This is a genomic window from Bacillus licheniformis DSM 13 = ATCC 14580 (assembly GCF_000011645.1).
Lineage (GTDB): Bacteria > Bacillota > Bacilli > Bacillales > Bacillaceae > Bacillus > Bacillus licheniformis.
Genome location: NC_006270.3, coordinates 3,711,082 through 3,736,002, shown reverse-complemented (window position 1 = coordinate 3,736,002; position 24,921 = coordinate 3,711,082). Strand labels below are relative to the sequence as shown.

Genomic DNA, 24,921 nt, shown 5'->3' with positions numbered 1-24,921 from the left:
AGTGACTGTGTTATAGTAAATCGTAAGAAGCATATCAGCTATAAGTGATGTGAAATGCACCTTGCAAACTGGTATTTTGTGCCGGACAAGCACCCCGCAACCAATTTACCATATTGTTTTAGGGGCATTTTTATTTTTTGTAATATCACTGGGTTAAGAAAGGCGGTTTTTCTATGAAATCTTCTTATTTCTATCGTCTCTTGCAAATTGATCATATAAGAAAGCCCGGCGATCTTCCGGATGAACAGCAGCTCGCAGACTCTTTCGTTTTGATCTTTCATTTGAAGGGTGAAGGCAGAATCGATATACAAGCATCAGGCAGACCCCTCCAAAAAGAAACGCTGTATATCGTTCCGCCTTATGAAACATTCGGAATCACAGCTTCGTCAGAGGAAATCAGCGTTTATCTCATCAGGCTGCAGCCCTACTGCTATGAAGACCGCCGCCTGACGCTTCAAGCAGACACCGACCCTGACGCTTTTTCCGACCTTCAGATGATGAATGTCCATCCTGTCGGAAATCTGGCCTCCCGTCTTCAGGAACTTTCCGCCTTATGGCCGGCATCTTCAGCGCTCCAGGAGCTGAAATGCCAAGCAGATCTGCAGCAGCTTCTGTACGATATCTATTCGGCCAAACTGACTCATCCCGAAAACACCGCATCAGCCATAGGAAAAACAAAGGAGTATATTGAGGAGCATTCAGATGCACACCTGACGCTTGATCAACTCGCGCAAATGGCCGGAATCAGCGCGAAGCACTACAGCGAAAGGTTCAAAAAGCTGTACGGTCAAAGCGTGACAGAGTTTATCACTGAGACGCGGATGACGAAAGCGAAGCAGCTGATGGCAAAAGCGAGCTACAAGCTGAGGGAAATTTCAAGCCAAATCGGATATCAGGATGAATTTTATTTCAGCAGGACGTTTAAGAAGCATACAGGCTTATCCCCGACCGTTTATATGAAAAAAAGGCGCAGAAAGCTGGCTGCCTACGGCCAGAACACGATCGGACAGCTGATACCGCTTCACCTCATTCCTTACGCCGCTTCCCTGCATCCGAAGTGGACATCATATTACTATAAGCATTACGCGGCAGATATTCCGGTCCATCTGAGCGCATACCGCTTTCACGAGCCGTGGGAAGAAAACCTGCGGACATTGTCATCGGCTGACCCGGAGCTCATTATCAGCATGGACAGCGTGTCTCACGAGGAACGGGAACAGCTCCAGTCGATCGCGGATGTCTTCTTTTTGCCTTCACAGGAACAATGGAGGAGGCATTTTATGCTGACCGCATCCCATTTGGACGAAGAAGCGGAGGCTCACAAATGGCTGCTGTCTTACCAGCGTCTCACCGAGACCGCGAAAGAGGCGCTTTATCCGATCTGCGGACGCCGAAGCTTTTTGTTTTTGCGCTTGCATAAACACGAGATTTATCTGGCGCATAACCGTTCTGTTCAAGATGTATTTTTCGGCGACCTTGGCTTTGAATCGGCTGTGTCGCTGGAAGAACCGACTGACCGGGCCGTGTCGATCGAAACAATCGCAGCCTATCAGCCGGATATCATTATGATTTTCATTTTTAAAGAGCCGGAGACGCTGGCATTCTACAGGGAGCTTCAGCAGTCGGCTGCTTGGCAGGATTTGAAAGCGGTGCGGCATCACCGGGTGTATCAGGTGAATTCTGATCCTTGGCGGGAATATTCCGCATGCAGCCATGAACGAATCATCCGCCAGGCGGTTCGGCTGCTGTCCGGAAAAAATCCATTTTAATTGCCGGATATTATCCATGGTGTTATCGAAGAGGCTTACCTATAATTTTAATTGATAATAGTTATCAATTAAATCAGGGGGTCTCAGTCAGATGAGAAAAATATCAATATTTCTATTTATTCTCCTTCTCGCGCTTGGCGCAGCGGGATGCGGGAACAGCAAAGAAAAGGCTGGCGGCGATGGCAAGAGCACAGCGTCAGCTGAGAAGAGCATCGAGTACCTCGATCATACATACAAGGTGAAGATCCCGGCCGAACAAATCGTCATTACGGGAAGCGTGGAATCGATGGAAGATGCCAAGCTTCTGGATGTTCACCCAGCCGGTGCCATTTCCTTCTCCGGAAAGTTCCCGGATCTGTTTAAGAGCATTACTGACAAAGCAACCGCTGTCGGCGAAAAAATGGAGCCGAACCTGGAGAAAATCCTTGAGCTGAAACCGGATGTCATCCTGGCTTCAACGAAATTTCCTGATAAAGTGGTGAAAAAACTGGATAACATCGCGACGACGATTCCTGTTTCCCATGTTTCTTCAAACTGGAAAGACAATTTAAAGCTGCTGGCTGAACTGACAGGCAAAGAAGATAAAGCGAAGCAGATTATTTCGGATTATGAAGCCGACCTCAAGGAAGCTAAAACAAAGCTTGAGAAAACGGCAAAAGATACAAAAGCGCTCGTTGTCAGAATCAGAAAAGGCAATATCTTTATCTATCCGGAAGACGTATTCTTCAATTCCACATTATACGGTGAGCTCGGCTTCACAGCTCCAAAAGAAGTCAAGGCGGCAAAAGCCCAGGAGTTGGTTTCTTTAGAAAAACTGAGTGAAATGAATCCGGACTATATGTTTGTCCAATTCTCAGACGATGAGAATGCCGACAATCCGAATGCGCTGAAAGATCTGGAGAAAAATCCAATTTGGAAAAGCATTTCTGCAGTGAAAAATGACCGTGTATTTGTCAATGCTGTAGACCCGCTTGCGCAGGGCGGAACGGCATGGAGCAAGGTTGAATTTTTAAAGGCTGCAGCTGAGAAATTGGCGCAGAACAAATAGAAAAGGTTCATTGAGCTATGCATTCAAAGCAAATGACCCGCATCATTATGATCGCCGCTCCGTTTGCCATACTGCTGTCTGTTTTTCTGTCGGTATGTTACGGTGCAAAACAGCTTGAGCCCGAGGTGATTTTTTCGGCGCTGCTGCATTTTGATCCAGGCAACACAGATCATCAAATCATTTGGCATTCCCGTCTTCCGCGCGCTGTCGGCGCTCTTTTAATCGGAGCGGCGCTGGCGGTGTCCGGTGCGCTTATGCAGGGTGTCACCCGAAATTACTTGGCTTCCCCGTCGATTATGGGCGTTTCCGACGGGTCAGCGTTTGTGATCACGCTGTTGATGGTGGTGATTCCGGGTTCATCCTCTCTGGAGATGATGGGCTATTCGTTTATCGGATCAGCCGTCGGCGCCGGCCTTGTCTTCGGCCTCGCCTCGGTGATTCCAAACGGTTTTATGCCGGTTCAACTTGCCATAATCGGGACGGTAACAAGCATGCTGCTCAGCAGTCTGTCTGCGGCGATATCGATTTACTTTCAAATTTCCCAGGACGTCAGCTTCTGGTACAGCGCGAGGCTGCATCAATTGAATCCCGAGCTGCTGAAGTATGCCGTGCCGTTTTTTGTGATCGGCATCATTCTGGCGCTCTCTCTCAGCAAAAAAGTGACAGCTTTATCATTGGGCGATGACATTTCCGAAAGCCTCGGCCAGAAAAAGCAGGCCGTCAAATGGACAGCGATGGCAGCGGTCGTCGTTCTGACAGGCTGCTCTGTCGCCATGGCGGGAAAAATTGCTTTTGTCGGACTGGTCGTGCCGCATATTACGCGTTTTCTCGTCGGATCGGATTACAGCCGGCTGATCCCGTGCTCCTGCGTTCTCGGCGGCGTTTTTTTGACGCTGGCCGATCTTCTCAGCCGGCTGATCAACTATCCGTTTGAGACACCGATTGAAGTCGTTACTTCGGTGATCGGCGTTCCTTTCTTCCTTTATTTGATCAAGAGAAAAGGAGGGGAGCAGCGTGCCTAAAAAGGTTGCAGTCATCTATGCTGTTTTTATTGTGCTGATTCTCACAATCTGTTATCTCAGCATAACAGTAGGATCGTTTGCCGTACATCCGGCTGAGCTGTTATCAACATTGCTTCACATCAACCCGAATGAGCAATACGCCATTCTCCTGTTTGAGCTGCGTCTTCCAAGGATTGTGACGGCGGCACTCGTGGGTCTTGGGCTCGGCATTGCCGGTTCCGTCATCCAGGCGATGACAAGGAACGGACTGGCCGACCCGGGAATCCTGGGGATTAATGCAGGTGCGGGGGCGGCGATCGTCGGCTACATGCTGATCTTTCAAGGCCAGACCGAAACGACAAGCCTGCTCGCTGCAATGGGGATGCCATTCTTCGGCTTGATCGGGGGCATTTTGGCTGCAATATTCATTTTTATCTTTGCCTGGCACGCCGGCAACTTGGATTCGGGCAGGATTATTCTCGTTGGAATCGCGATTAATTCAGGGTTCAGCGCTGTTTCGCTTTACCTGTCATTGAAGATGAATCCGAATGACCACGAAATGGCCATGGTTTGGAAAAACGGAAGCATCTGGTCGGCGAATTGGACGTATATTCAAGCGGCACTGCCGTGGCTGCTTGTTCTTATTCCATTTCTGCTGATGAAGTCCGGCCTGCTCGATACCATTCGCTTTCATGAAGATACGGTGAAGAGTCTCGGCGTATCCGCGAATATTGAAAAGGTGGTGCTGCTCACGGCTTGTGTCGGCATTATCAGCGCCTGTGTGGCTATTTCGGGGAGCATGGCATTTGTCGGCCTGATTGCTCCGCACATCTCGCGGAGGCTCGCCGGCGTCCTGCACCGCCACTCATTGCTGTTAAGCGGATTGATCGGGATGTTTCTCGTATTGTGCGCCGATTTTGCCGGAAAGCTGCTGTTCCAGCCGTCCGAGGTGCCTGCGGGTATCATTCTCGCCATTTTCGGTGTGCCGTACTTCTTATTTTTACTTTTCAAACAAAAAAAGACTGTTCATTAGACTGTTTTTTAGCTCATCAAAGAGGGGAAGGGAGAATGATATGGCTCAAGAAAAACTTCAGCAGTCTGTCAATGCTGCTGAATGCATCCCGGTTGCGATACCGGGGACAGAACAGCGGTGCATGCGTTCACTGGATGGGAGCCGCACATATCGGATTTTTATTGCGAAACCATTTGGGGAACAGCCGCCCGCAGGATATCCCGTGATTTATCTGCTTGATGCCAATTCCGTGTTTGGAACGATGGTGGAGGCGTTGCGGATGCAGTCGCGCCGTCCCGATAAAACCGGTGTAGGGACGGCTGTTATTGTCGGCATCGGTTACGAGACCGACGCTCCCTTTGACCGGGGGCGGTATTATGATTTTACTCTGCCGGAATCGGGCGCTGAGCTGCCCATGAGGCCCGATGGAGCAGACTGGCCGGAACCAGGCGGGGCGAAAGCTTTTCTGTCCTTCATCGAACAGCAGTTAAAGCCGGAGATCGAACAGGAATTCACGATTGATGTGAAAAGGCAGGCGATTTTCGGTCATTCCCTAGGCGGACTTTTTGTCCTGCAGACCCTGTTTACAAAACCGGATCTATTTCAGACATATATCGCCGGCAGTCCGTCCATCCATTGGCATCCGTCATTTTTTGATAAAGAGCATGACTTTGTTTCGAAGTTGCAGGAAGCTGATGGCGATGTAAAGGTATTGCTTGGGGCCGGAGAACTCGAAAAGACGCATAAAAGCGGGATGAACGACAATGCAAAAAGGCTGGCCGACCGCTTGGCCGCTTTGGAAAGTCAGGGGGTTCGCGCGGAGTACCATGAATTTAAAGGGGAAGGTCATATATCGGTTCTGCCTGTGTTAATCAGCAGAGCGCTGCGGTTTGCCTTCAAGCCTGATTGATAGCGGGGCGCTTCCGGCGCCCCGAGCTTTGAAAAAGCATGAGAATAGATAACTGATAATATACCAAGCGCATTGATACGGATAAACAATCGAAAACGATTTGACCGTTAGCAGTTATTGGTATATTATATTTTTAAACGATAATGATTATCATTATCAATTGGAATTTTAGCCGGCAGTGACTTTTTGAGACTCGGGCGCTGCCGGCTTTAAGAAAGGAAATGATAAAAGTGAAAGGCAAGGTTGCTTTGGTGACTGGGGCTTCGCAAGGAATCGGCAAAGAAGTGGCCCTGGCGCTTGCTGGACGCGGGGTGTTTGTTGCAGCGGCTGATCAAAATCGAAAAGGGCTGCTTGAACTTGAAGACGAACTTGAACAAAAAGGACTGCAGGGTTCAGGTTTTGCCGCGGATGTGGGCGACAGTGCCGCAGTTGACCAGCTTATCGCCGATATTGAACGCGAGATCGGTCCGATAGACATGCTTGTCAATGTAGCCGGCGTGCTCAGAACGGGTCTGATCCATTCGTTGAGTGATGAAGATTGGGAGAAGACGTTCAATGTCAACTCCACCGGGGTTTTTAACGTATCGCGTGCCGTCGCCCGCCGGATGGTACCGCGCAGGACTGGAGCGATCGTGACTGTCGGATCAAATGCGGCAGCTGTGCCGCGGATGCACATGGCCGCCTACGCGGCCTCCAAGGCGGCCGCTTTAATGTTTACGAAATGCCTCGGCCTTGAACTTGCCGAGTACAATATCCGCTGCAATATCATATCGCCCGGATCAACGGATACCCCGATGCAGCGGTCGCTATGGCAGTGTGAGGAAGCTGCGCAAGGCGTCATTGAAGGATCACTTGAAACATTCAAAACGGGAATCCCGCTCGGAAAATTGGCTTCGCCGGCTGACATTGCAGATGCTGTAGTATTTTTGCTGTCTGACGGGGCTCGTCATATTACGATGCACGATTTGCGCGTCGATGGCGGAGCAACGCTTGGAGCCTGATTCAATCTAAAGGAGGTTTTGATGATGATAGAACGTCATGTCGTGTCAGAAGCGCTTGCAGATCAGCTGTTAAAGGAATATCAGGCCGGTGCTTCATTCTTTTTCTCTTCCCCTGAGCGGACCATTCTGGCGGAAGGTGTTTTTGCTTCTGTTTCTCAAACCGAAGAGCAAAGCCTTGCTCAGCGGACTGCGGAAGTTCTGAAAAAAGCCAGGGAGAACGGGCAGGAAAATCCGATTGTAGTTGGAGCTGTGCCATTTGACGATGCAAAGCCGGCGCAGTTAACCGTGCCGGTCGAAGCGTGGCATGCGGGGCCGCTGACATGTGAAGAAGACGATAAAGAGGTGCCTGAACCTGCCCTGCACCCCTATGATGTCCAGCAGATTCCAAGCCCGGAAGCGTATATGGCCGGAGTCAGACAAGGATTGGCAGGTATAGCAGCAGGAGAATACAGCAAGATCGTCCTTTCCCGGTCATTGCAGCTGACCTCGCCGATCAAAGTCGATATCGGTCAATTGCTGCGAAATCTTGCCCGCCGCAATACAAGCGGGTACAACTTTGCCGTTGATTTAACCGGGCAGTCATCTGAAGCGCCTCGCACCACTTTGATAGGCGCGAGTCCCGAACTGCTTGTATCACGGTCCGGGTTCTGCGTTACGGCAAATCCTTTAGCAGGTTCAAGACCTCGGAGCGATGATCCCGAAGAAGATCGAAGACGGGCGGCTGAACTGCTTGCTTCGCCTAAAGACCGTCACGAACATGCGGTCGTTGTCGAAGCGGTTGCTTCCGCGCTCAGGCCGTTTTGCCGGAAGCTGGAGGTGCCGGAACCGTCGCTCATCAGCACGCCGACGATGTGGCATCTTTCAACGGAATTGAAGGGAGAGCTTACAGACCTCTCTGTATCATCATTGGAGCTTGCCGCCGCCCTTCATCCGACGCCCGCTGTCTGCGGCACGCCGACGAATGCGGCGAAAGAAGCGATTAAACAGATTGAGCCGTTTGACCGCGGGTTTTTCACAGGTATGGTCGGCTGGTGCGACGCGGACGGTGACGGAGAATGGGTTGTAACGATTCGCTGTGCCGAGGCGGAGGAACACGCGCTTCGACTGTACGCAGGTGCCGGAATTGTCGCCGGGTCGAAGCCTGAAGACGAACTTGCCGAAACGTCTGCAAAGTTTCGGACAATGCTTCTTGCGATGGGAATGAACAGTGAGTAACGGAGGGATAGAGATGCTGAAAGGATGCACGACATGGCCGAAGGAGTTTGCGGATAAATATCGGAAGGAGGGATGCTGGCGAGGCGAAACTTTTGGAAAAATGCTGAGGGAGCGGGCCGAAAAATACGGAAGCCGCATTGCCCTTACATACGGAGATATCCATTTAAGCTATCGTGAGTTAGACAGGAGAGCCGATTCTTTGGCTGGCGGTCTTTTAAAGCTGGGGATCAAAAAAAATGATCGCGTCGTTGTCCAGCTGCCGAATATCATCGAGTTTTTTGAAGTTTGCTTTGCGCTCTTCCGGATCGGAGCTCTGCCTGTTTTTGCGCTTCCATCGCATCGGCATAGCGAGATCACGTATTTTTGCGAGTTTTCTGAAGCTGCTGCCTACATTATTCCCGATCGTCACGCAAAGTTTGACTACCGCAAGCTGGCGAGACAGGTAAAGGAGAAGCTGCAAGGGCTCCGTCATGTCATTGTCGCCGGGGAACCGGAGGAGTTTGAAGCGCTGGCAAGCCTTTATGATCAGCCGGCACCTCCGCAAAACGTCTATCCAGAAGATGTCGCCTTTCTTCAGTTGTCGGGGGGAAGCACAGGTCTGTCCAAGCTGATCCCGAGGACGCATGATGATTATATATACAGCTTGAGGGTCAGCGCAGAGATTTGCAGGCTCGATCACAACAGCGTATATCTTGCGGCTCTTCCGATCGCTCACAATTATCCGCTCAGCTCGCCGGGAGTGCTCGGTACGCTGTACGCGGGAGGCCGAGTCGTCCTTGCATCAGGAGGCAGCCCGGATGAAACCTTCCCTCTGATCGATAAGGAGAGGGTAACGATCACGGGACTCGTACCGCCGCTTGCGTTAATCTGGCTTGATGCTGCTTCGGCGCGCCGGGACGACTTGTCAAGCCTCCAGGTCTTTCAAGTCGGCGGAGCGAAATTCAGCGCCGAAGCTGCCAGACGCGTTTCATCGGTGTTTGGCTGCAAACTGCAGCAGGTTTATGGCATGGCAGAAGGTCTGGTCAACTATACCAGACTTGATGATCCTGAAGACACGATCGTTCACACACAAGGCAGGCCAATGTCTCCGTTTGACGAGATTAAAATTGTGGACGAAAAAGGACGCGAACTTGGACCCGGACAGACAGGAGAGCTGCTGACAAGAGGTCCATATACGATTCGCGGCTATTACAAAGCTGAGGAGCACAATGCCAAAGCGTTCACTGAAGACGGGTTTTACCGTACGGGAGACTTGGTTAAAGTCAATTCATCAGGCTATTTGATTGTTGAAGGACGAGCTAAAGACCAGATCAACAGAGGCGGTGAGAAGGTTGCCGCGGAAGAAGTGGAAAACCATCTGCTCGCACATCCGGGGGTACTCGATGCGGCGGTTGTCTCGATGCCGGATCAATTTCTCGGCGAAAGGGCGTGTGCATATATTATCCCTCGCGGCGCTGCACCGGCTCAGGCTGAGTTGCAATCGTTTTTGAGAGAAAGGGGCCTTGCAGCCTACAAAATACCCGACCGGGTAGAAATGGTTGAAGATTTCCCGCAGACAGGCGTAGGAAAAGTCAGCAAAAAAGAGCTGCGTGCGGCGATTGCTGAAAAAATGTCTGCAGCTGAGAATGTCAGATGATAAAAAATGAGAGGATGTGATTTGATGGCCATTCCTGCCATCTTACCGTACCAAATGCCAGAAGCATCAAATATGCCGAAAAACAAGGTGTCATGGACTCCTCATCCGAAGCGTGCGGCGCTTCTGATCCACGATATGCAGCAATATTTTCTCAACGCTTACCGTTACGGCGAGTCTCCGGTCACAGATCTGCTGGCTAATATCAAGAAGCTTCGGAAGCGATGTGCCGAGCTCGGCATGCCGGTTATTTTCACGGCTCAACCCGGCGCCCAGACACCGGAAGAACGGGGGCTTCTCCAAGACTTTTGGGGACCCGGAATCGGTCCTGATCCCGATGAGCAGAAGATCGTGGATGAGCTGAAACCGAATGAAGGCGACATTGTTTTGACCAAGTGGAGGTACAATGCCTTCAGAAAAACCAACCTTTTAGGCGTGCTGGAGGAGCAGGGGCGGGATCAGCTCATAATCACCGGAATCTATGCCCATATCGGCTGCCTGATGACGGCATGTGATGCTTTTATGCAAGATATTGAAACATTTTTCGTCGGAGATGCGGTGGCGGATTTCTCATTAAAGCATCATGAAATGGCCATCACATACGCAGCTGACCGTTGCAGTGTCACAATTACTGCGGAACAGCTTCTGAGCCGACTGAAAGATGGCGAAAGCCATGAACACGCAAAAGAAAGCTCTCATGCACTGACAAAACAGATTATTCGCGAACAGGTGGCATCGCTTCTTCTTGAATCGCCGGAAAAGATAAGCGACAGCGAAAATTTGATCTACCGGGGAATTGATTCCGTGAGAATCATGAGTCTCGCAGAGCGCTGGCGCCGAGCGGGGCGGGAGGTGTCGTTTGTAGAGCTTGCGGAGGACCCTTCGATTGAAAACTGGTGGAGACTGTTGTCCTCCTCTAAAGAAGCACCTTTGCCAAATGCAGACTATCAATGAAGGAGGTCACCTAAATGCCTGAATGTCAACATAACCGAAAGCCATTATCAGGAGCGCAAGCCGGGATTTGGTTTGCTCAGCAGCTTGATCCGGAAAATCCGATCTACAATACAGCTGAATACGTTGAAATTAAAGGCCCGCTTGATCAGGAGCTTTTCGAAAAAGCGCTGCGCCATGTCATTAAAGAAGCTGAATCATTTCATGCCAGATTTGGAGAAGATCAAGACGGACCATGGCAAGAGATCGTTCCGTCAACAGATTTTCCGCTACATTACATTGATGTCAGCTCAGAAACCGATCCGGAACAGGCGGCTAAAAGCTGGATGATGGATGACCTTGCCCGTCCGGTTGATCTGACTCGCGGCCCGCTTTTTACAGAAGCGCTTTTTAAAGCGGCGCAAGATCATTACTTCTGGTATCAGCGAACTCACCATATCGCAACAGACGGGTTCAGCTTTACATTGATCGCCGAGCGGCTGTCAAAAATATATACCGCATTGATGCAGAACAAATCGATCGACCAGAGCGGAGCCTTTGGCTCCCTCGATTTGATTCTCGCGGAGGAAACGGCTTACCGTGCATCAGAACAGTATCAGGAAGATCGGCGATTTTGGCTTGGGCGTTTCAGCGATGAACCGGAGGTGGTCAGCCTTGCCGAAAGGGCGCCGCGTACCTCTTCAAGTTTTCTTCGCAGGTCTGAACACCTGCCAAGTGAGGATGCTGATCGTCTTCTGTCTGCCGCGAGCAGAATGGGGGCAACTTGGCACGAAACCGTGATGGCAGCAGCAGCAATATATGTTCACCGTCTGACAGGGGCAAATGACGTCGTTCTCGGGATGCCGATGATGTGCCGCCTCGGGTCAGCCGCTCTTCATATTCCGGGAATGGTCATGAATCTCCTCCCGCTTCGAATTGGCATGCAGCCGCAAATGAGCATAGGAGAGCTAGTCAAGCAAATCTCGGGTGAGATGATGAAGCTGCGGCGCCATCAGCATTACCGCCACGAAGAATTGCGCCGGGATCTCAAGCTGCTTGGCGAAAACCAGCGGCTGTTCGGTCCGCAGCTTAATTTGATGCCTTTTGAGAACCGCTTGAATTTTGCCGGCTGTCAAGGCATCGTGCATAATCTTGCCACGGGACCTGTGGACGATTTGTCAATCAACATTTACGGCCGTCCGGACGGTGGCGGGCTAAAAGTAAACATGGATGCAAACCCTGCTGTTTATCATGCGGATGAACTTGAAGATCACGGCAATCGTTTTCTTACTCTTCTGAAAACGATTGCCGTTTGCGAACAAACTCAGCCGGTGGGGACGTTGGACATTCTTCTCCCTGAAGAACGCGCTCAAATATTGATTGAATGGAATCAAACAGAACACGGGCTTCCCAAAGAGAGTCTTCCGCAGCGATTTGAAAGGATGGCAAAGGAGTGTCCTGAATCTCCGGCAGTCGTTTGCAATGATAAGGTTCTCACTTATTCCGAATTAAATCAAAAGGCTAATCAACTGGCTCACTTGCTGATCGATCAGGGGGCGAAACCCGAGACATTTATTGCCTTGGCGTTGCCGCGGTCAGCGGAAATGGTTGTCAGCATGCTCGCCGTTCTCAAAGCTGGAGCGGCTTATTTACCTATAGATCCCGATTATCCGGCTGACAGGATCGAGTATATGCTCAACGATGCACAGCCGCTGCTTGTTATGACCAGCAAGGAAGCGCAAGACACGATCGGTTCGCAAATGCCGAAGTTAATCCTCGATGAACAAACTGTTATGGAGAAAATGTCCGGCTGTTCTGAAGAAAATCCCGGCGAACAGCATTCCGGCAACCAGCCGGCATATATGATTTATACGTCGGGATCAACCGGCAGACCTAAAGGCGTGGTCGTACAAGCTGAAAGCTTATTCAATTTTTTGCTGTCAATGCAGGACATGTTCGCGCTTAATCAAGATGACCGGCTGCTGGCCGTCACTACAATTGCATTCGACATCTCAGCACTCGAAATTTATTTGCCGCTGATCAGCGGATCAGCAGTCGTTCTTGCCGAGAAGGAAACGGTACAAGATCCGTCCGAATTGGCCAAAATGATTGAAACATACGAAATTACAATAATGCAGGCTACACCGACCCTCTGGCATGCATTGGCCTCGAGCGCCCCGGAAAAGCTCAAAGGTCTTCGTGCGCTTGTCGGCGGCGAAGCTTTGCAATCCAGCCTGGCCCGGCAATTGCAGCAGCTCGCGTGTTCTTTAACGAACCTTTATGGACCGACGGAAACAACAATTTGGTCTACAGCCGCTGCGCTGGAAGGCAACTGTACGGAACCTCCGGGAATCGGCTGTGCGATTTGGAATACGCAGCTTTATGTCCTGGACGCCGGATTACAGCCAGTGCCTCCGGGAACGGCTGGAGAACTTTATGTGGCAGGAACAGGGGTAGCGCGCGGCTACTTGAACCGACATGCTCTCACGGCTGAGCGCTTTATTGCGAATCCATACGGGCCGCCTGGATCGCGGATGTACCGGACAGGCGACATCGTGCGCTGGCGCGAAGACGGGTCGCTTGATTATATCGGCCGTGCAGACCATCAAGTCAAAATTCGGGGGTTCCGAATTGAAATGGGAGAAATAGAAGCGGTGCTTGCAAATCATCCGGTTGTTAAACAAGCTGCTGCTATCGTTCGTGAAGACCAGCCCGGTGACCCGCGTTTATTCGCGTATGCCGTTCCCGCTTCGGGAGAAAGCCTTGATCCTGCCGAGCTTCGCCGCTTCGTTGGTGAGACACTGCCCGACTATATGATTCCGTCTGCATTTGTCATACTTGATGAACTGCCGCTTACGCCGAACGGAAAGCTTGACCGCAAATCCCTGCCGGCTCCGGCGGTGAGTATGCATACAGGCGGACGCGAGCCGAGGACTCCGCAAGAGGAAATTTTGTGTGATTTATTTGCTGAGGTGCTGGGGGTGCCGCGAGTCAGTATTGATGACAGCTTTTTTGACCTCGGCGGACATTCCCTTCTGGCAGGCAGGCTCGTCGGCCGCATTCGGGAAATGCTCGGCGTCGAACTCGGAATCGGCCGTTTATTCGATGAGCCCACAGCCGCCGGACTTGCCAAACAGCTTGATCAGGCGCAGAGCGCCCGTCCGGCATTGCGCAAAAGAGAGCGCCGCAAGGAGATTCCGCTGTCCTTCGCACAGCGGCGCCTATGGTTTTTGCACTGTTTGGAAGGACCGAGCCCGACCTATAATATTCCGGTTGTCGTTCATTTAACTGGAGATTTGGACCAAAAGGCGCTGGCAGCTGCTCTGGGTGATGTGGCAACAAGACATGAGCCGCTTCGAACAATTTTCCCGGATCAGCAAGGGACAACACACCAGCTGATATTGGAAGAGGATCAATCGCGTCCCGAACTCACTGTATCCCATGTCAGCGAACATGAGTTGGAAAAAGTCCTGGCTGAGGCCGTCCGGCACCGTTACCATTTAGAAAAGGAGCCTCCGTTTCGCGCCCAGCTATTCGTACTCGGACCGGACAAATTTGTGCTTCTTCTGCTTTTGCACCATATGATCGGCGACGGCTGGTCTTTAATGCCGCTGACCCGTGATTTGGAAACCGCCTATAATGCGCGTCTGCAAGGTGAGGCACCTGTTTGGGAGCCGCTTTCTATACAATATGCCGACTATGCCGTATGGCAGGAATATCTGCTTGGCAGTGAGAACAATCCGGACAGTCTGATTGCCAAACAGCTCGAATATTGGTCGAAGGCATTGGAACATCTGCCTGATCAGCTGGAGCTTCCGACTGATCACCCGCGTCCGTCGGAATCTAGCTACAGAAGCGGTACGATTGATCTCAGCATTGACGAACAGCTGCACGGCCGCCTGTTCGATTTGTCCCGCAGCACCGGAGTCAGCATGTTTATGATTTTGCAGTCGGCTCTTGCCGCACTACTGACACGGCTCGGAGCAGGCCATGATATTCCGCTCGGCAGCCCGATAGCGGGAAGAAACGATGATGCTTTAGGCGAAATTGTCGGATTGTTTGTTAATACGCTTGTGCTTCGAACAGATACATCGGGTAATCCGAGTTTTCGGGAGCTTCTGAACAGAGTCAGAAAAGTAAACCTTGCAGCGTATGAGCATCAGGACCTTCCGTTCGAGCGTCTTGTTGAAGTGCTTAATCCGCGCAGGTCAAGAGCGAGACATCCGCTGTTCCAAATTATGCTTGCCTTTCAAAATACGCCTGAACCTGAGCTTGACCTTTCCGGCCTCAAGTCAGACATTGAAATTCGCAGCGTCGGAGCAGCCAAGTTTGATTTGACGATTGAGCTTCGCGAACATCGAAAAGCGGACGGAACACCCGCAGGTATCGGCGGATTTCTTGAATACAGCACAGATTTATTTGAGCGAAATACGGTTCAAACATTGGCAGAACGGCTTGTCAGGCTGCTGGATTCAGCAGCAGACGACCCTGATCAGCCGATCGAAAAACTCGATATTCTCCTTCCGGCCGAACGGGAAAACATGCTGGCTGATTGGAGCAAATCGTCCAACAGCATACCTTGTTCATCTTTGCCCGTTTTGTTTGAAAAGCAGGCGGCAAAGGATCCGGAAGCTGTTGCGGTTATATGTGAAAATAATGCGCTCACATACGGCGAGCTTAATAAACGCGCTAACCGGCTTGCTCATCTCCTGATCGCCAAAGGGGTCGGCCCCGAACAATTTGCTGCCCTGGCGCTGCCAAGATCTTTGGATATGGTTGTCGGATTGCTTGCAGTGCTGAAGGCTGGCGCGGCATATGTGCCCCTAGATCCGGACTACCCGGCGGAAAGGATAGCGTTTATGTTGAATGATGCCCATCCTGTCTGCATCGTAACGAGTTCAGCGGTAGAATCAAATCTTTCTGTTCCCGGATCTGTTGAAAGGATTGTACTCGATGATCCTTGTATACAAGAGGAACTGAAAGGATGCGCTGCTGCGAATCCGTGTGATGCCGACCGCACCGCGCCTTTGCTGCCTCTTCACCCGGCGTATGTCATTTACACATCCGGTTCGACCGGCAAGCCGAAAGGAGTCGTTGTTCCGCATCAAAATGTCGTGCGGCTGTTCGGAGCGACTGACCAATGGTTCCATTTCGGCGCTGACGATGTTTGGACGATGTTTCATTCTTACGCATTTGACTTTTCGGTATGGGAAATTTGGGGAGCACTTCTCAATGGGGGCCGGCTTATCGTGGTGCCTCATACAATCAGCCGCTCGCCGGCCGAATTTCTCAATCTTCTCGTTCGCGAGGGAGTGACTGTGCTCAATCAGACTCCTTCAGCATTTTATCAATTGATGCAGGCTGACCGGGACAATGCTGAGACAGGAAAGCTCCTTTCCTTGCGCTTTATCATTTTTGGAGGGGAAGCGCTCGAGCTGAAGAGGCTTGAAGATTGGTATGAACGCCATCCGGATCATTTCCCGCGGCTGATTAATATGTATGGAATTACAGAAACGACGGTGCATGTCAGCTATATTTCTCTCGATCAGCAGACTGCGGCACTTCAAGCGAACAGCCTGATCGGCCAGGGGATTCCCGATTTAGGTGTATATGTGCTTGATGAGTATCTTGAACCGGTGCCCCCGGGCGTCACCGGAGAGATGTATGTGTCCGGGGGCGGTCTCGCACGGGGTTACTTGGGCAGACCCGATTTGACAGCAGACCGCTTTGTCGCTGATCCGTTTGGTCCGCCGGGAACCCGGATGTACCGCACCGGCGATCTTGCCCGCAGGCGCCAGGACGGCTCTCTGGATTATATGGGGCGGGCCGACCAGCAGATCAAGATCCGCGGCTTCAGAATCGAACTCGGCGAGATAGAAGCGGTGCTTGTCCGCCATCATAGAGTGAATCAAGCCGCTGTGGTCGTAAGGGAAGGCCAGCCCGGGGACAAGCGTCTGATCGCCTACGTTGTCCCGGCGTCTGAAGAAGAAACCGATCCGGCTGAGCTGCGACGGTTTGCCGCAGGCACTCTGCCGGAGTACATGGTGCCTTCCGCATTTGTAAAAATTTCAGAGCTGCCATTGACTCCAAATGGCAAACTTGACCGAAAAGCGCTGCCTGAGCCTGACTTTGCCGCGGCTGTTAAAGGGCGGGGCCCAAGAACACCGCAGGAAGAAATCCTGTGCGATCTTTTTTCAGAAATCCTCAATGCGCCGAGAGTCGGTATTGATGACGGATTCTTCGAACTTGGCGGGCATTCTCTTCTCGCCGTACAGCTGATGAGCCGCATTCGTGAAGCGCTCGGAGTCGAACTCGGCATCGGCGACCTGCTTGAAGCGCCTACAGTCAGCGGACTTGCTGAACGGCTTGAATCCGGCGGCAGGCAAAGTGCGCTGGATGTAATGCTTCCGCTGAGAACCGGAGGCAGTCAAGATCCCCTGTTCTGTGTGCACCCGGCCGGAGGCCTCAGCTGGTGTTATGCCGGTTTAATGACGGCACTCGGCAAGGAATACCCGATATACGGCCTTCAAGCCCGCGGGATCGCAAGGCAGGAAGAGCTACCTGATACGCTCGACGACATGGCTGCTGATTATATTCGGCACATTCGTACGATTCAGCCAACAGGCCCTTATCGTCTGCTCGGCTGGTCCCTCGGAGGCAATGTTGTTCATGCGATCGCAACTCAGCTGCAGGAACAAGGGGAAGACATATCGCTTCTTGTCATGCTTGATGCTTACCCGAATCACTTCCTTCCAATTAAAGATGCGCCTGATGAGCAGGAAGCATTGATTGCCCTCTTGGCATTGGGAGGATACGACCCGGACAGCCTTGACGGGGCACCGCTGAACCTTTCCAGTGCGATCGATATTCTGCGCCGCGACGGCAGTGCGCTTGCCAGCCTGGACGAGGCTGCGATCTTGAACTTAAAGGAGACGTATGTGAATTCCGTCCGGATTTTAAGCGAATATAAGCCCCGCGTCTTTCATGGCGATATTCTGTTTTTCAAATCAACCGTGATACCGGAATGGTTTGATCCGATCGATCCGGAGTCATGGCTACCTTATTTGAACGGAAACATTGATATTCATGATATGGATTGCCGGCATAAAGATTTGTGCCAGCCGGAGCCGCTGGCCGAAATCGGACGTCGGGTTTCGGAAAAGCTGGACGACTTGAAAAAAGATACGGATAAGTAGGGAGAGATAGCGATGACAAATCCTTTTGAAAATGAACACGGCACATATGTCGTTTTAATGAATCAGGATGGCCAGTATTCACTCTGGCCGGCCTTCATTCATATTCCGGCAGGGTGGGAGGTCGTCTGCGGGGAAGCGAGCCGCAGCGCCTGTATCGACTATATCAGCTCGAATTGGACCGATCTCTCGCCGAACAGCATCAAGCTGGTTGCAGAAGTACACGGCGGTCAGCAATGAATAGAAGGCCGTTCAATCAAAGGACGGTTGTCAGCATTGTATATGTAACAGCCATGTTTATGGCTGCGATGGATGCGAGTGTCATCAACATGGCATTGCCTGCCATCATGACCGAATTTCAAACATTGCCGTCTGCTGCAGGCACAGTTAACATCGGATACTTAGTCAGCTTGGCGGTCTGTCTTCCCGCAGCCGGCTGGCTTGGGGACCGCTTTGGGACAAAGCGTGTTTTCCTAGCCGCGCTTTCGATATTTACAGCTGCATCCGCCTTATGCGGAATCGCTGACAATCTGGCGGCGTTAAACGCATTTCGCGTGATCCAGGGGGCCGGCGGCGGGTTGATTACGCCGGTGGGAATGGCGATCTTGTTCAGGACGTTTCCTCCGCATGAACGGGCCAAAATTTCGAGAGTCCTCGTTCTTCCAATTGCCGTCGCGCCTGCGGTTGGGCCGATCATCAGCGGGTTTCTGACAGATCAGCTGTCATGGCGCTGGATTTTTTACATTAATATTCCGATCGGAATGATCATTCTGCTGTTTGGCCTGTTGTATCTTCATGAACATTTGGAGCCGGAAGCGGGCAGATTTGATTGGCTTGGATTCCTTTTGGCGGCGCCGGGAATGGCGTTGGCGGTTTTTGCACTCAGCCAGGGGCCTGCGCGTGGATTCGGCTCTCCGGATGTGCTTGCAGCAGGGGCCGGGGGAATGATGCTCCTCGCAATCCTCGTTTTTGTCGAACTGAAGGCTGAGCATCCGTTGATTGAACTTCGCTTATTGAAGGACCGGGTTTTTGGAATGATGAGCGTCATTTCGCTTCTGACAGCAGGCGGACTGCTTGGCATGCTCTATATATTTCCGCTGTTGTGTCAGGAAGCACTCGGCTACTCTGCGACAGATACTGCGCTGATTACGTTTCCCGAAGCATTAGGCTTGATGCTGGCGTCCCAGCTGATGCCGAGGTCGTTGGCAAAGCTTGGCCCGAGGCGGGTCATTTCCGTTGCGCTGTTAGGCGCTGCTGTGCTGTTTGGGCTGCTGAGCCTGACCGGATATGGGTCAAATCTTTGGCTTCTCAGGCTGCTGCTGTTTTTAGCGGGCTTTTTCTTGGGGCACGCGGTTGGTGCGGCGCAGGTTGTTTGTTTTGCCAACATTTCATCATCCTCAATGGGCCGGGCAACAACGCTGTTTAATGTGCAAAACCGGCTCGGATCTGCCTTTGGAGTTGCTGTCATGTCGTGCGTCCTTGCTGTGCTCAGCCAGCCCAGCGCAGGCATAGAGCCTGATTTATCAGCTTACCGGACAGCTTTGCTCTGTGCAGCCGGTTTCCTCATGGCTGCGCTTTTCATCGCACTCAAGCTCAAGGACGCTGACACAGGCCGTCAAATGGACAAGCATGCTTCAGCACCCAAAGGTGCGGCAGCTTCTGGTGAGTAAAACAAAAATCCTCCCGTTTCCGGGAGGATTTTTTTAACAGCATGAATTGTGCGCTATAAAATCGGCGACAGCAGGATCGAAATGGCTTCTTTGAAGCGGATCGATTTGCTTCTGTTTAAATATTCCTCAAAGGTCAGCTCCCTTGACACTTGCAGATCTTTTTCAAATGATAGGACAAGGCTTCTCGCAATTTCCTCATCATATAAAAATGCATTCACTTCAAAATTGAGCTTGAAGCTGCGCATATCAATATTTGCCGTGCCGACCGATGAAATTTCCTCATCTACTACAATCGTTTTCGCATGGATAAAACCGTTGTCGTAAATAAATACGGAGGCGCCTGCTTTTAAAAGTTCGCCGATGTAAGAATAGGTTGCCCAGTACACAAACGGATGGTCGGGTTTGTTAGGAATCATGATCCTGACGTCAACGCCGGACAGACAAGCGATCCTGAGGGCATCGAGCAGGCTTGCGTCCGGTATAAAATAAGGCGTCTGAATAAGAATGGACCGCTTTGCCGTTGATATCATTTTAATATAGCCGTTTTTAATCTGCTCCCATTCTGAATCGGGGCCGCTGGTGACGATTTGCATGCCGATGTTTCCGTGGGAGTCGATGTCAGGAAAATGGTTTGGCATATATGTAATGTCGTGATGGTGCGAGGCCTGATTCCAATCCAGGATAAAACGCGTTTGAATCGAGTGGACCGCTGTTCCTTTGATTCTGAGGTGCGTGTCCCGCCAATAGCCAAAGGCCGGGTTCAGACCGAGATATTCGTCTCCGACATTAAATCCTCCGACATAGCCGATGACGCCGTCGATAATGACGAGCTTGCGGTGGTTGCGGTAATTCATGCGCAAATTGATAAATTTAAAGCGCGACGGGAAAAAGACTTCGACAAATCCTCCCGCTTTTTTCAGCTCTTTGAAAAAGCTTTTCCTGAGGCTTCTTGATCCTAATTCATCATACAAAACGCGGACTTCAACGCCTTCTTTTGCTTTTTTGATGAGCGCATCCCGGAGCTTTTTGCCGATCTCATCGCCTTTATAAATATAATATTGAAGATGAATATGGTCTTTGGCGTTTTCAATATCGCGAAGCAGCCTGTCGAATTTCTGGCGTCCGTCCGTTAACAGCTCGACCGCATTGTCTTCTGTAAAAACGGCGTGGTTATTCAAAATGTGCATATAAATCAAGTCTTTGCTGTCCGCCGTCGCTTTATTGCGAAATTCAAACTCGCGGTTTTTCAGCTTGGTCAGCTGCTGTTCCAATATTTTTTCAATCCCGATCTTCTTTCGGTCTTCCCATTGAAAAAGGTGATTCCTGCTCAAATTGTGGCCGAAGAGCAAATAAAGGATAAAGCCGAGAACGGGAATAAAGAAGAGCACCAAGAGCCAGGCCCAGGAGGAGCTTGCATCCCGGCGTTCCCTAAAGATCACAACGATTGCCAAAAGCGTATTTAAAACTAATATAAAACCGAGAAATATCGATGTGATACTGATATTTTTAATAATATCCATATTGAACCTCACAAGACGGATTTGTTTTTATACATTCCATTTATAACAGTTACTCCCCTTTCAAGCAACTATCTCATGTTATACGGGGCGGCGGCCGGAAAGTTTCTAAAGAAAAAGGGAGGAAGGCAAAAAACTGTAAAACATGTTGGATCTAAGTTACGATATACATATAAAAAGCGTGATTTAATTAGCGGACCAACGCCTCTTTAACCAAAACGGGAGGGATTGATTATGGATATGGAACGTTTCCATCAAATGCCGGCCTTTATGAAAGAGGAAATGGATAACCTCAAGCGCGTGGCGGCGCCGTTCTTAAAGAAAAGGCTGATTTTTCTTTTTATCGCGATTCCGCTGCTTCTTGCTTCATTTGTTTATCTTTCCTCTTTTTGGGGGCAGGCAGCTTATGGAACCGATTCAATGATAAAAATCGGCTGCGCTGCCGCAGGTGCAGCATTCGGCATGGCGCTGTTCAGAGAGTCGTCATACCAAAAAAGAAATGTTCAGCAATCGGTGATGAAGTATATATTGGAACGGATGCAAACAAGCGAAGTGCTTTCCGATGAACGGAAAAGCCGCTACGTTCGGGCGGTCAAAGAAGAGCCGTTTACTGTAATGAGAAGCTTTTTGGAATTTTTAAATGAAGAAGAGATCAGAAGGCGCAGGCTGGCTGAATGATTGATGGAAAAAAGAGCTGCATGACAGCTCTTTTTTTGTCATGATGATCAGGCTTCATTCAATTCTTTTCCTAATATTTTTAAGTCGTACCGGATTCCGTCCATCTCGGCGATTCCGGGAAAGTGTCCCCACTCGGTGAAGCCGTATTTTTTGAAAAGCTTCATGCTCGGTTCATTGTGAGCGAAAATAAACGCCATTAAAGAACGGATTCCAAGCTTTGGAGCAGCTTCAAGCGCTTTTTCAAGCACCGCAGAACCCGCCCCTTTGCCGCGGTGGTCTTCATGAAGGTAAATGCTGACTTCGGCGGTTTTGGCGTAGGCGGGTCTCCCGTAAAATGATTCAAAGCTGATCCAGCCGACGATATCCCGTTTTTCATTTTCTGCAATATAAAGAGGCCTTTCTTCGGTATGGCTCAAAAACCAGTTCAGCCTTTCTTCAGGCGTGACGGGTTCTGTATCTGCCGTCACCATTCGCGACGCAATGGTGGAGTTGTAAATATCGACTACTGCGGGAAGGTCTTCCCGATTGGCGATTCGTAATTTCATTCTCTCTATCCTTTCTTCATATGTTATATCTTCGGCGTTTTTTCCGTTATCATGCATACCGGTCATTTTTCAGATTTTCAGGGCGGTTTTACATAAAAACGAAACAGCCGGTGCAAAATAAATTGAAAAAAGTTTTTTGTAAATGTATATATTTTCTGAAAAGTGTTCAGAATGTTGCTGAGGTGATGAGTTATGAAAGAGGAAGAAAAGAATCGTACTTCCAAAATCACAAAGCTGCAACAATTTTTTCGTAAACGCTGGGTATTTCCGGCCATCTATTTGACAAGTGCCGTCGTTGTATTAACCGCCGTTCTATGGTATCAATCGGCTTCTAACAACGATGTAAAAGACCAGCTTGCAGACGATGGCAAGAAATCAGCCTATGATAACCGGGATGATGCGGTAGAAGTAGGCAAACCAGTCGAAAATGTCGCAATGCCGGTTGCTGATTCTGAAAATGTTTCCGTCGTTAAAAAGTTTTTTGAAACTGACGCAACTAAAGAAGAGAAAGAAGCAGCACTTGTAAACTATAATAACACGTACAGCATGAGCAAAGGTATCGACTTGGCTGAGAAAGACGGAAAAACATTTGATGTTTCCGCATCTCTAAGCGGTACGGTCATCAAAGCTGCAAAAGACCCTGTACTGGGCTACGTTGTTGAAGTTGAACATGAAGATGGTTTATCAACTGTGTATCAGTCTCTTTCTGAAGTAAGCGTCAAACAAGGTGACAAGATTGAACAAAATCAAGTCATCGGAAAAGCAGGCAAAAACCTTTACAATGAAGAAGGCGGAAACCATGTGCATTTTGAAATCCGCAAAGACGGTGTTGCGCTAAACCCGCTGAACTTCATGGACAAGCCGGTCTCCAGCATTGAAAAAGCAATGGAGGAACAAGCGTCTGAAGTGAAAGAACCTGCTCAGCCTTCTGTTGAAGAAAAGTCAAAAACAGAAGACAAAGCGAAAGATCAAACAGATGGAAAAGACGACAAAACCAAGCGGGAAGATTCGTCTGAAGGGTCAGAAAATCAAGACGGAACCCAGTCTGACGATTCAAGCCAGTCATAAGGCACGCTTCCCTCAGGGCGCCTATCAAATGCGATAGGCGCCTTTTTTGTTACAATCATAAAAAAACCCGTATCAAATCGGCGGAGCCAGCCGTTTATTAAGTAAGAGGCCTCTTTTAAGGAGTGTGAATGCATTCATGAATGAATTAGAACAGCAAGCGCTGATGAAGTATTGCCTGAGAATGACAGGCGATAAATGGGATGCCGAGGATTTAGTCCAGGATACAATCCTCAAGTTAATGGAAATCAATCGAACAGACGCGTCACATGCTTATCAAAAGACGGTTGCAAAGCATAAATGGATTGACCTGCTCAGAAAAAGGAAGCGCGAAAGCTTTCTGTCTGAAGATAATCTGGAAGACGGGCGGGCAGAGCGCATGAAGGCGGCCGATGACTTCGAGCACCTGCTGAAACAGCTTTCCGGTATTTTAACACCGAAGCAATTAACGATTTTTCTGCTCAAAGATGTGTTTTCCTTTCAGCTGCACGAAATCGCCGAGACGCTCGGTAAGCCCGAATCATCCGTCAAGTCGCTTTTATTTAGATCGCGTCAGCGATTAAAAAGGCTTTCTCCGGAGGTTCTGCAAAAGGAGCCGGCGGACGGGGATGACGAACACATCGGTCTGCTTGTTCGGGCGATATTGCATCACAACCCCGATGATCTGCTCGAATTTGCCAAACAGACATGGCGTTTCGACGCTTCACAGCCGTCTTGCATCAGCATGATGAGGTGCGCTGCCTAGGAGGAAAAATGCTATGAACACCATTCCTTACGTCATTGAGAAAACGGCTGCCGGTGAAAGATCGTACGATATTTTTTCCAGACTTTTAAAAGACCGGATCATTATGATCGGTTCTGAATTCAACGATGACCTCGCCAATCGGGTCACCGCCCAATTGCTGTTTTTGTCAGCTGAAGACAATGAAAAAGACATTTCGATCTATATCAACAGCCCGGGCGGATCAACTTCCGCGGGATATGCAATTTTGGATACGATGGATTATGTGAAGCCTGATGTCCGCACGATATGCGTCGGAATGGCCGCTTCCATGGGAGCGATTCTCCTCGCCGGCGGAGCAAAAGGCAAACGGTATGCACTCAAAAACAGCGAAATCATGATCCATCAGCCGCTCGGCGGCGTCAAAGGACAGGCGACAGACATGGAGATTTCAGCGAAGCGGATCATCAAACTGAGGGAAAAAATCGAGCGCTTCTTTCACGAACGAACGGGCCAGCCCATTGAAAAACTAAAAGCCGACATGGAACGCGATTACTTTATGGATGCGGACGAAGCGAAGGCATACGGTGTTATTGATGCTGTTTTGTAACATTAGAAAAGCTCCCGGCTTAACTCCAGCCGGGAGCTTCGATCTTTTTTATAAAGCGTCAGGACCTTCCTCGCCTGTGCGGATGTTGATGGTGTTTTTAATTTCGTATATGAAGATCTTGCCGTCACCGGGTTCCCCGGTTTTCAGGACGTTTTGCGCCGTCTCGGCCACCTTTTCGACAGGCACTTTGCTGACGACGATTTCGACTTTTAACCTTTCATACACATTGCTTTCGCGTTTGACCCCGCGGTAAAGCTCAGTATGCCCTTTTTGCAGGCCGCATCCGTGTACATTGTAAAACGTAATGGACGTTACCCCGATTTTGGCCAGCTCCGTTTTCAGCTTTTCAAAGTTTGTAGGACGGGTTACAATTTCCACTTTATACATTTGACCGCTCATACCA

At 50.2% G+C, this 24,921-nt stretch carries 19 protein-coding genes; 16 read left to right on the top strand and 3 right to left on the bottom strand.

Annotation, left to right across the window (positions count from 1 at the left end):
• The first annotated feature begins 173 nt into the window (after positions 1-173).
• The 12 genes from TRNA_RS40705 (at position 174) to TRNA_RS40650 (ending at position 19,382) form a co-directional block, all read left to right on the top strand.
• Complete coding sequence (locus TRNA_RS40705) at positions 174-1,769, top strand: bacillibactin transport transcriptional regulator Btr (protein WP_011198387.1); 1,596 nt, start codon at positions 174-176, stop codon at positions 1,767-1,769.
• A 91-nt stretch (positions 1,770-1,860) separates the two neighbouring features.
• On the top strand, positions 1,861-2,817 hold the full coding sequence (locus TRNA_RS40700) for an iron-hydroxamate ABC transporter substrate-binding protein (RefSeq protein WP_003185969.1): 957 nt from the start codon (positions 1,861-1,863) through the stop codon (positions 2,815-2,817).
• Positions 2,818-2,834: 17 nt separating this feature from the next.
• The gene (locus TRNA_RS40695; protein ID WP_003185966.1) at positions 2,835-3,839 is read left to right on the top strand and encodes a FecCD family ABC transporter permease; all 1,005 of its coding nucleotides are present in this window, start codon (positions 2,835-2,837) and stop codon (positions 3,837-3,839) included.
• Entirely contained in the window at positions 3,832-4,851 is a 1,020-nt protein-coding gene (locus TRNA_RS40690) for a FecCD family ABC transporter permease (RefSeq protein ID WP_011198386.1), read from the top strand. Before TRNA_RS40695 ends, TRNA_RS40690 begins: the two co-directional genes overlap by 8 nt.
• Positions 4,852-4,891: 40 nt before the next feature.
• Positions 4,892-5,740 (top strand): alpha/beta hydrolase, encoded by an 849-nt coding sequence (locus TRNA_RS40685; RefSeq protein ID WP_009329734.1) that lies wholly within the window; start codon positions 4,892-4,894, stop codon positions 5,738-5,740.
• A gap of 221 nt (positions 5,741-5,961) precedes the next feature.
• On the top strand, positions 5,962-6,741 hold the full coding sequence (locus TRNA_RS40680) for a 2,3-dihydro-2,3-dihydroxybenzoate dehydrogenase (protein WP_031314736.1): 780 nt from the start codon (positions 5,962-5,964) through the stop codon (positions 6,739-6,741).
• A 24-nt stretch (positions 6,742-6,765) separates the two neighbouring features.
• The gene (dhbC, locus tag TRNA_RS40675) at positions 6,766-7,956 is read left to right on the top strand and encodes an isochorismate synthase DhbC (RefSeq protein WP_011198385.1); all 1,191 of its coding nucleotides are present in this window, start codon (positions 6,766-6,768) and stop codon (positions 7,954-7,956) included.
• A gap of 13 nt (positions 7,957-7,969) precedes the next feature.
• Positions 7,970-9,592, top strand: a complete 1,623-nt coding sequence (locus tag TRNA_RS40670) for a (2,3-dihydroxybenzoyl)adenylate synthase (RefSeq protein ID WP_003185956.1) — start codon at positions 7,970-7,972, stop codon at positions 9,590-9,592.
• Positions 9,593-9,616: 24 nt separating this feature from the next.
• A complete protein-coding gene (locus TRNA_RS40665) occupies positions 9,617-10,543 on the top strand; it encodes an isochorismatase family protein (protein ID WP_003185954.1) in 927 nt (308 codons plus the stop codon).
• Positions 10,544-10,557: 14 nt separating this feature from the next.
• Positions 10,558-17,715, top strand: coding sequence for an amino acid adenylation domain-containing protein (locus TRNA_RS40660; RefSeq protein WP_011198384.1), 7,158 nt, complete (start codon positions 10,558-10,560; stop codon positions 17,713-17,715).
• A gap of 12 nt (positions 17,716-17,727) precedes the next feature.
• Complete coding sequence (locus TRNA_RS40655) at positions 17,728-17,952, top strand: MbtH family protein (protein ID WP_011198383.1); 225 nt, start codon at positions 17,728-17,730, stop codon at positions 17,950-17,952.
• Positions 17,949-19,382 (top strand): MDR family MFS transporter, encoded by a 1,434-nt coding sequence (locus tag TRNA_RS40650; RefSeq protein WP_011198382.1) that lies wholly within the window; start codon positions 17,949-17,951, stop codon positions 19,380-19,382. Before TRNA_RS40655 ends, TRNA_RS40650 begins: the two co-directional genes overlap by 4 nt.
• A 53-nt stretch (positions 19,383-19,435) precedes the next feature.
• Here the strand turns inward: TRNA_RS40650 and cls are convergent, their stop codons facing one another.
• Positions 19,436-20,884, bottom strand: a complete 1,449-nt coding sequence (gene cls / locus TRNA_RS40645) for a cardiolipin synthase (protein WP_025806104.1) — start codon at positions 20,882-20,884, stop codon at positions 19,436-19,438.
• 249 nt (positions 20,885-21,133) lie between these two features.
• On the opposite strand from cls, the gene TRNA_RS40640 reads away from it, so the two are divergent.
• On the top strand, positions 21,134-21,577 hold the full coding sequence (locus TRNA_RS40640) for a YwnF family protein (protein WP_009329719.1): 444 nt from the start codon (positions 21,134-21,136) through the stop codon (positions 21,575-21,577).
• A gap of 47 nt (positions 21,578-21,624) precedes the next feature.
• Here the strand turns inward: TRNA_RS40640 and TRNA_RS40635 are convergent, their stop codons facing one another.
• Positions 21,625-22,122, bottom strand: a complete 498-nt coding sequence (locus tag TRNA_RS40635) for a GNAT family N-acetyltransferase (RefSeq protein ID WP_011198381.1) — start codon at positions 22,120-22,122, stop codon at positions 21,625-21,627.
• A gap of 192 nt (positions 22,123-22,314) precedes the next feature.
• Here TRNA_RS40635 and TRNA_RS40630 point away from each other — a divergent pair, with 192 nt between their 5' ends.
• The 3 genes from TRNA_RS40630 (at position 22,315) to TRNA_RS40620 (ending at position 24,518) form a co-directional block, all read left to right on the top strand.
• Positions 22,315-23,190 carry a M23 family metallopeptidase gene (locus TRNA_RS40630; protein WP_003185941.1) on the top strand — a complete coding sequence of 292 codons (876 nt, stop codon included), beginning with the start codon at positions 22,315-22,317 and terminating at the stop codon, positions 23,188-23,190.
• A 136-nt stretch (positions 23,191-23,326) separates the two neighbouring features.
• On the top strand, positions 23,327-23,932 hold the full coding sequence (locus TRNA_RS40625) for an RNA polymerase sigma factor (protein WP_011198380.1): 606 nt from the start codon (positions 23,327-23,329) through the stop codon (positions 23,930-23,932).
• Positions 23,933-23,945: 13 nt separating this feature from the next.
• On the top strand, positions 23,946-24,518 hold the full coding sequence (locus tag TRNA_RS40620; RefSeq protein ID WP_003185937.1) for an ATP-dependent Clp protease proteolytic subunit: 573 nt from the start codon (positions 23,946-23,948) through the stop codon (positions 24,516-24,518).
• 48 nt (positions 24,519-24,566) lie between these two features.
• Here TRNA_RS40620 and TRNA_RS40615 read toward each other — a convergent pair whose 3' ends face one another.
• Positions 24,567-24,917 (bottom strand): P-II family nitrogen regulator, encoded by a 351-nt coding sequence (locus TRNA_RS40615; protein WP_003185936.1) that lies wholly within the window; start codon positions 24,915-24,917, stop codon positions 24,567-24,569.
• Between the last annotated feature and the right edge of the window lie 4 nt (positions 24,918-24,921).

Excerpts from the sequence above, each read along its gene's own strand:
- TRNA_RS40705 (WP_011198387.1), top strand. The coding sequence starts at position 174 with ATGAAATCTTCTTATTTCTATCGTCTCTTGCAAATTGATCATATAAGA.
- TRNA_RS40700 (WP_003185969.1), top strand. The coding sequence starts at position 1,861 with ATGAGAAAAATATCAATATTTCTATTTATTCTCCTTCTCGCGCTTGGC.
- TRNA_RS40695 (WP_003185966.1), top strand. The coding sequence starts at position 2,835 with ATGCATTCAAAGCAAATGACCCGCATCATTATGATCGCCGCTCCGTTT.
- TRNA_RS40685 (WP_009329734.1), top strand. The coding sequence starts at position 4,892 with ATGGCTCAAGAAAAACTTCAGCAGTCTGTCAATGCTGCTGAATGCATC.
- TRNA_RS40680 (WP_031314736.1), top strand. The coding sequence starts at position 5,962 with ATGATAAAAGTGAAAGGCAAGGTTGCTTTGGTGACTGGGGCTTCGCAA.
- dhbC (WP_011198385.1), top strand. The coding sequence starts at position 6,766 with ATGATAGAACGTCATGTCGTGTCAGAAGCGCTTGCAGATCAGCTGTTA.
- TRNA_RS40670 (WP_003185956.1), top strand. The coding sequence starts at position 7,970 with ATGCTGAAAGGATGCACGACATGGCCGAAGGAGTTTGCGGATAAATAT.
- TRNA_RS40665 (WP_003185954.1), top strand. The coding sequence starts at position 9,617 with ATGGCCATTCCTGCCATCTTACCGTACCAAATGCCAGAAGCATCAAAT.
- TRNA_RS40660 (WP_011198384.1), top strand. The coding sequence starts at position 10,558 with ATGCCTGAATGTCAACATAACCGAAAGCCATTATCAGGAGCGCAAGCC.
- TRNA_RS40655 (WP_011198383.1), top strand. The coding sequence starts at position 17,728 with ATGACAAATCCTTTTGAAAATGAACACGGCACATATGTCGTTTTAATG.
- TRNA_RS40650 (WP_011198382.1), top strand. The coding sequence starts at position 17,949 with ATGAATAGAAGGCCGTTCAATCAAAGGACGGTTGTCAGCATTGTATAT.
- TRNA_RS40640 (WP_009329719.1), top strand. The coding sequence starts at position 21,134 with ATGGATATGGAACGTTTCCATCAAATGCCGGCCTTTATGAAAGAGGAA.
- TRNA_RS40635 (WP_011198381.1), bottom strand. The coding sequence starts at position 22,122 with ATGAAATTACGAATCGCCAATCGGGAAGACCTTCCCGCAGTAGTCGAT.
- TRNA_RS40630 (WP_003185941.1), top strand. The coding sequence starts at position 22,315 with ATGAAAGAGGAAGAAAAGAATCGTACTTCCAAAATCACAAAGCTGCAA.
- TRNA_RS40625 (WP_011198380.1), top strand. The coding sequence starts at position 23,327 with ATGAATGAATTAGAACAGCAAGCGCTGATGAAGTATTGCCTGAGAATG.
- TRNA_RS40620 (WP_003185937.1), top strand. The coding sequence starts at position 23,946 with ATGAACACCATTCCTTACGTCATTGAGAAAACGGCTGCCGGTGAAAGA.
- TRNA_RS40615 (WP_003185936.1), bottom strand. The coding sequence starts at position 24,917 with ATGAGCGGTCAAATGTATAAAGTGGAAATTGTAACCCGTCCTACAAAC.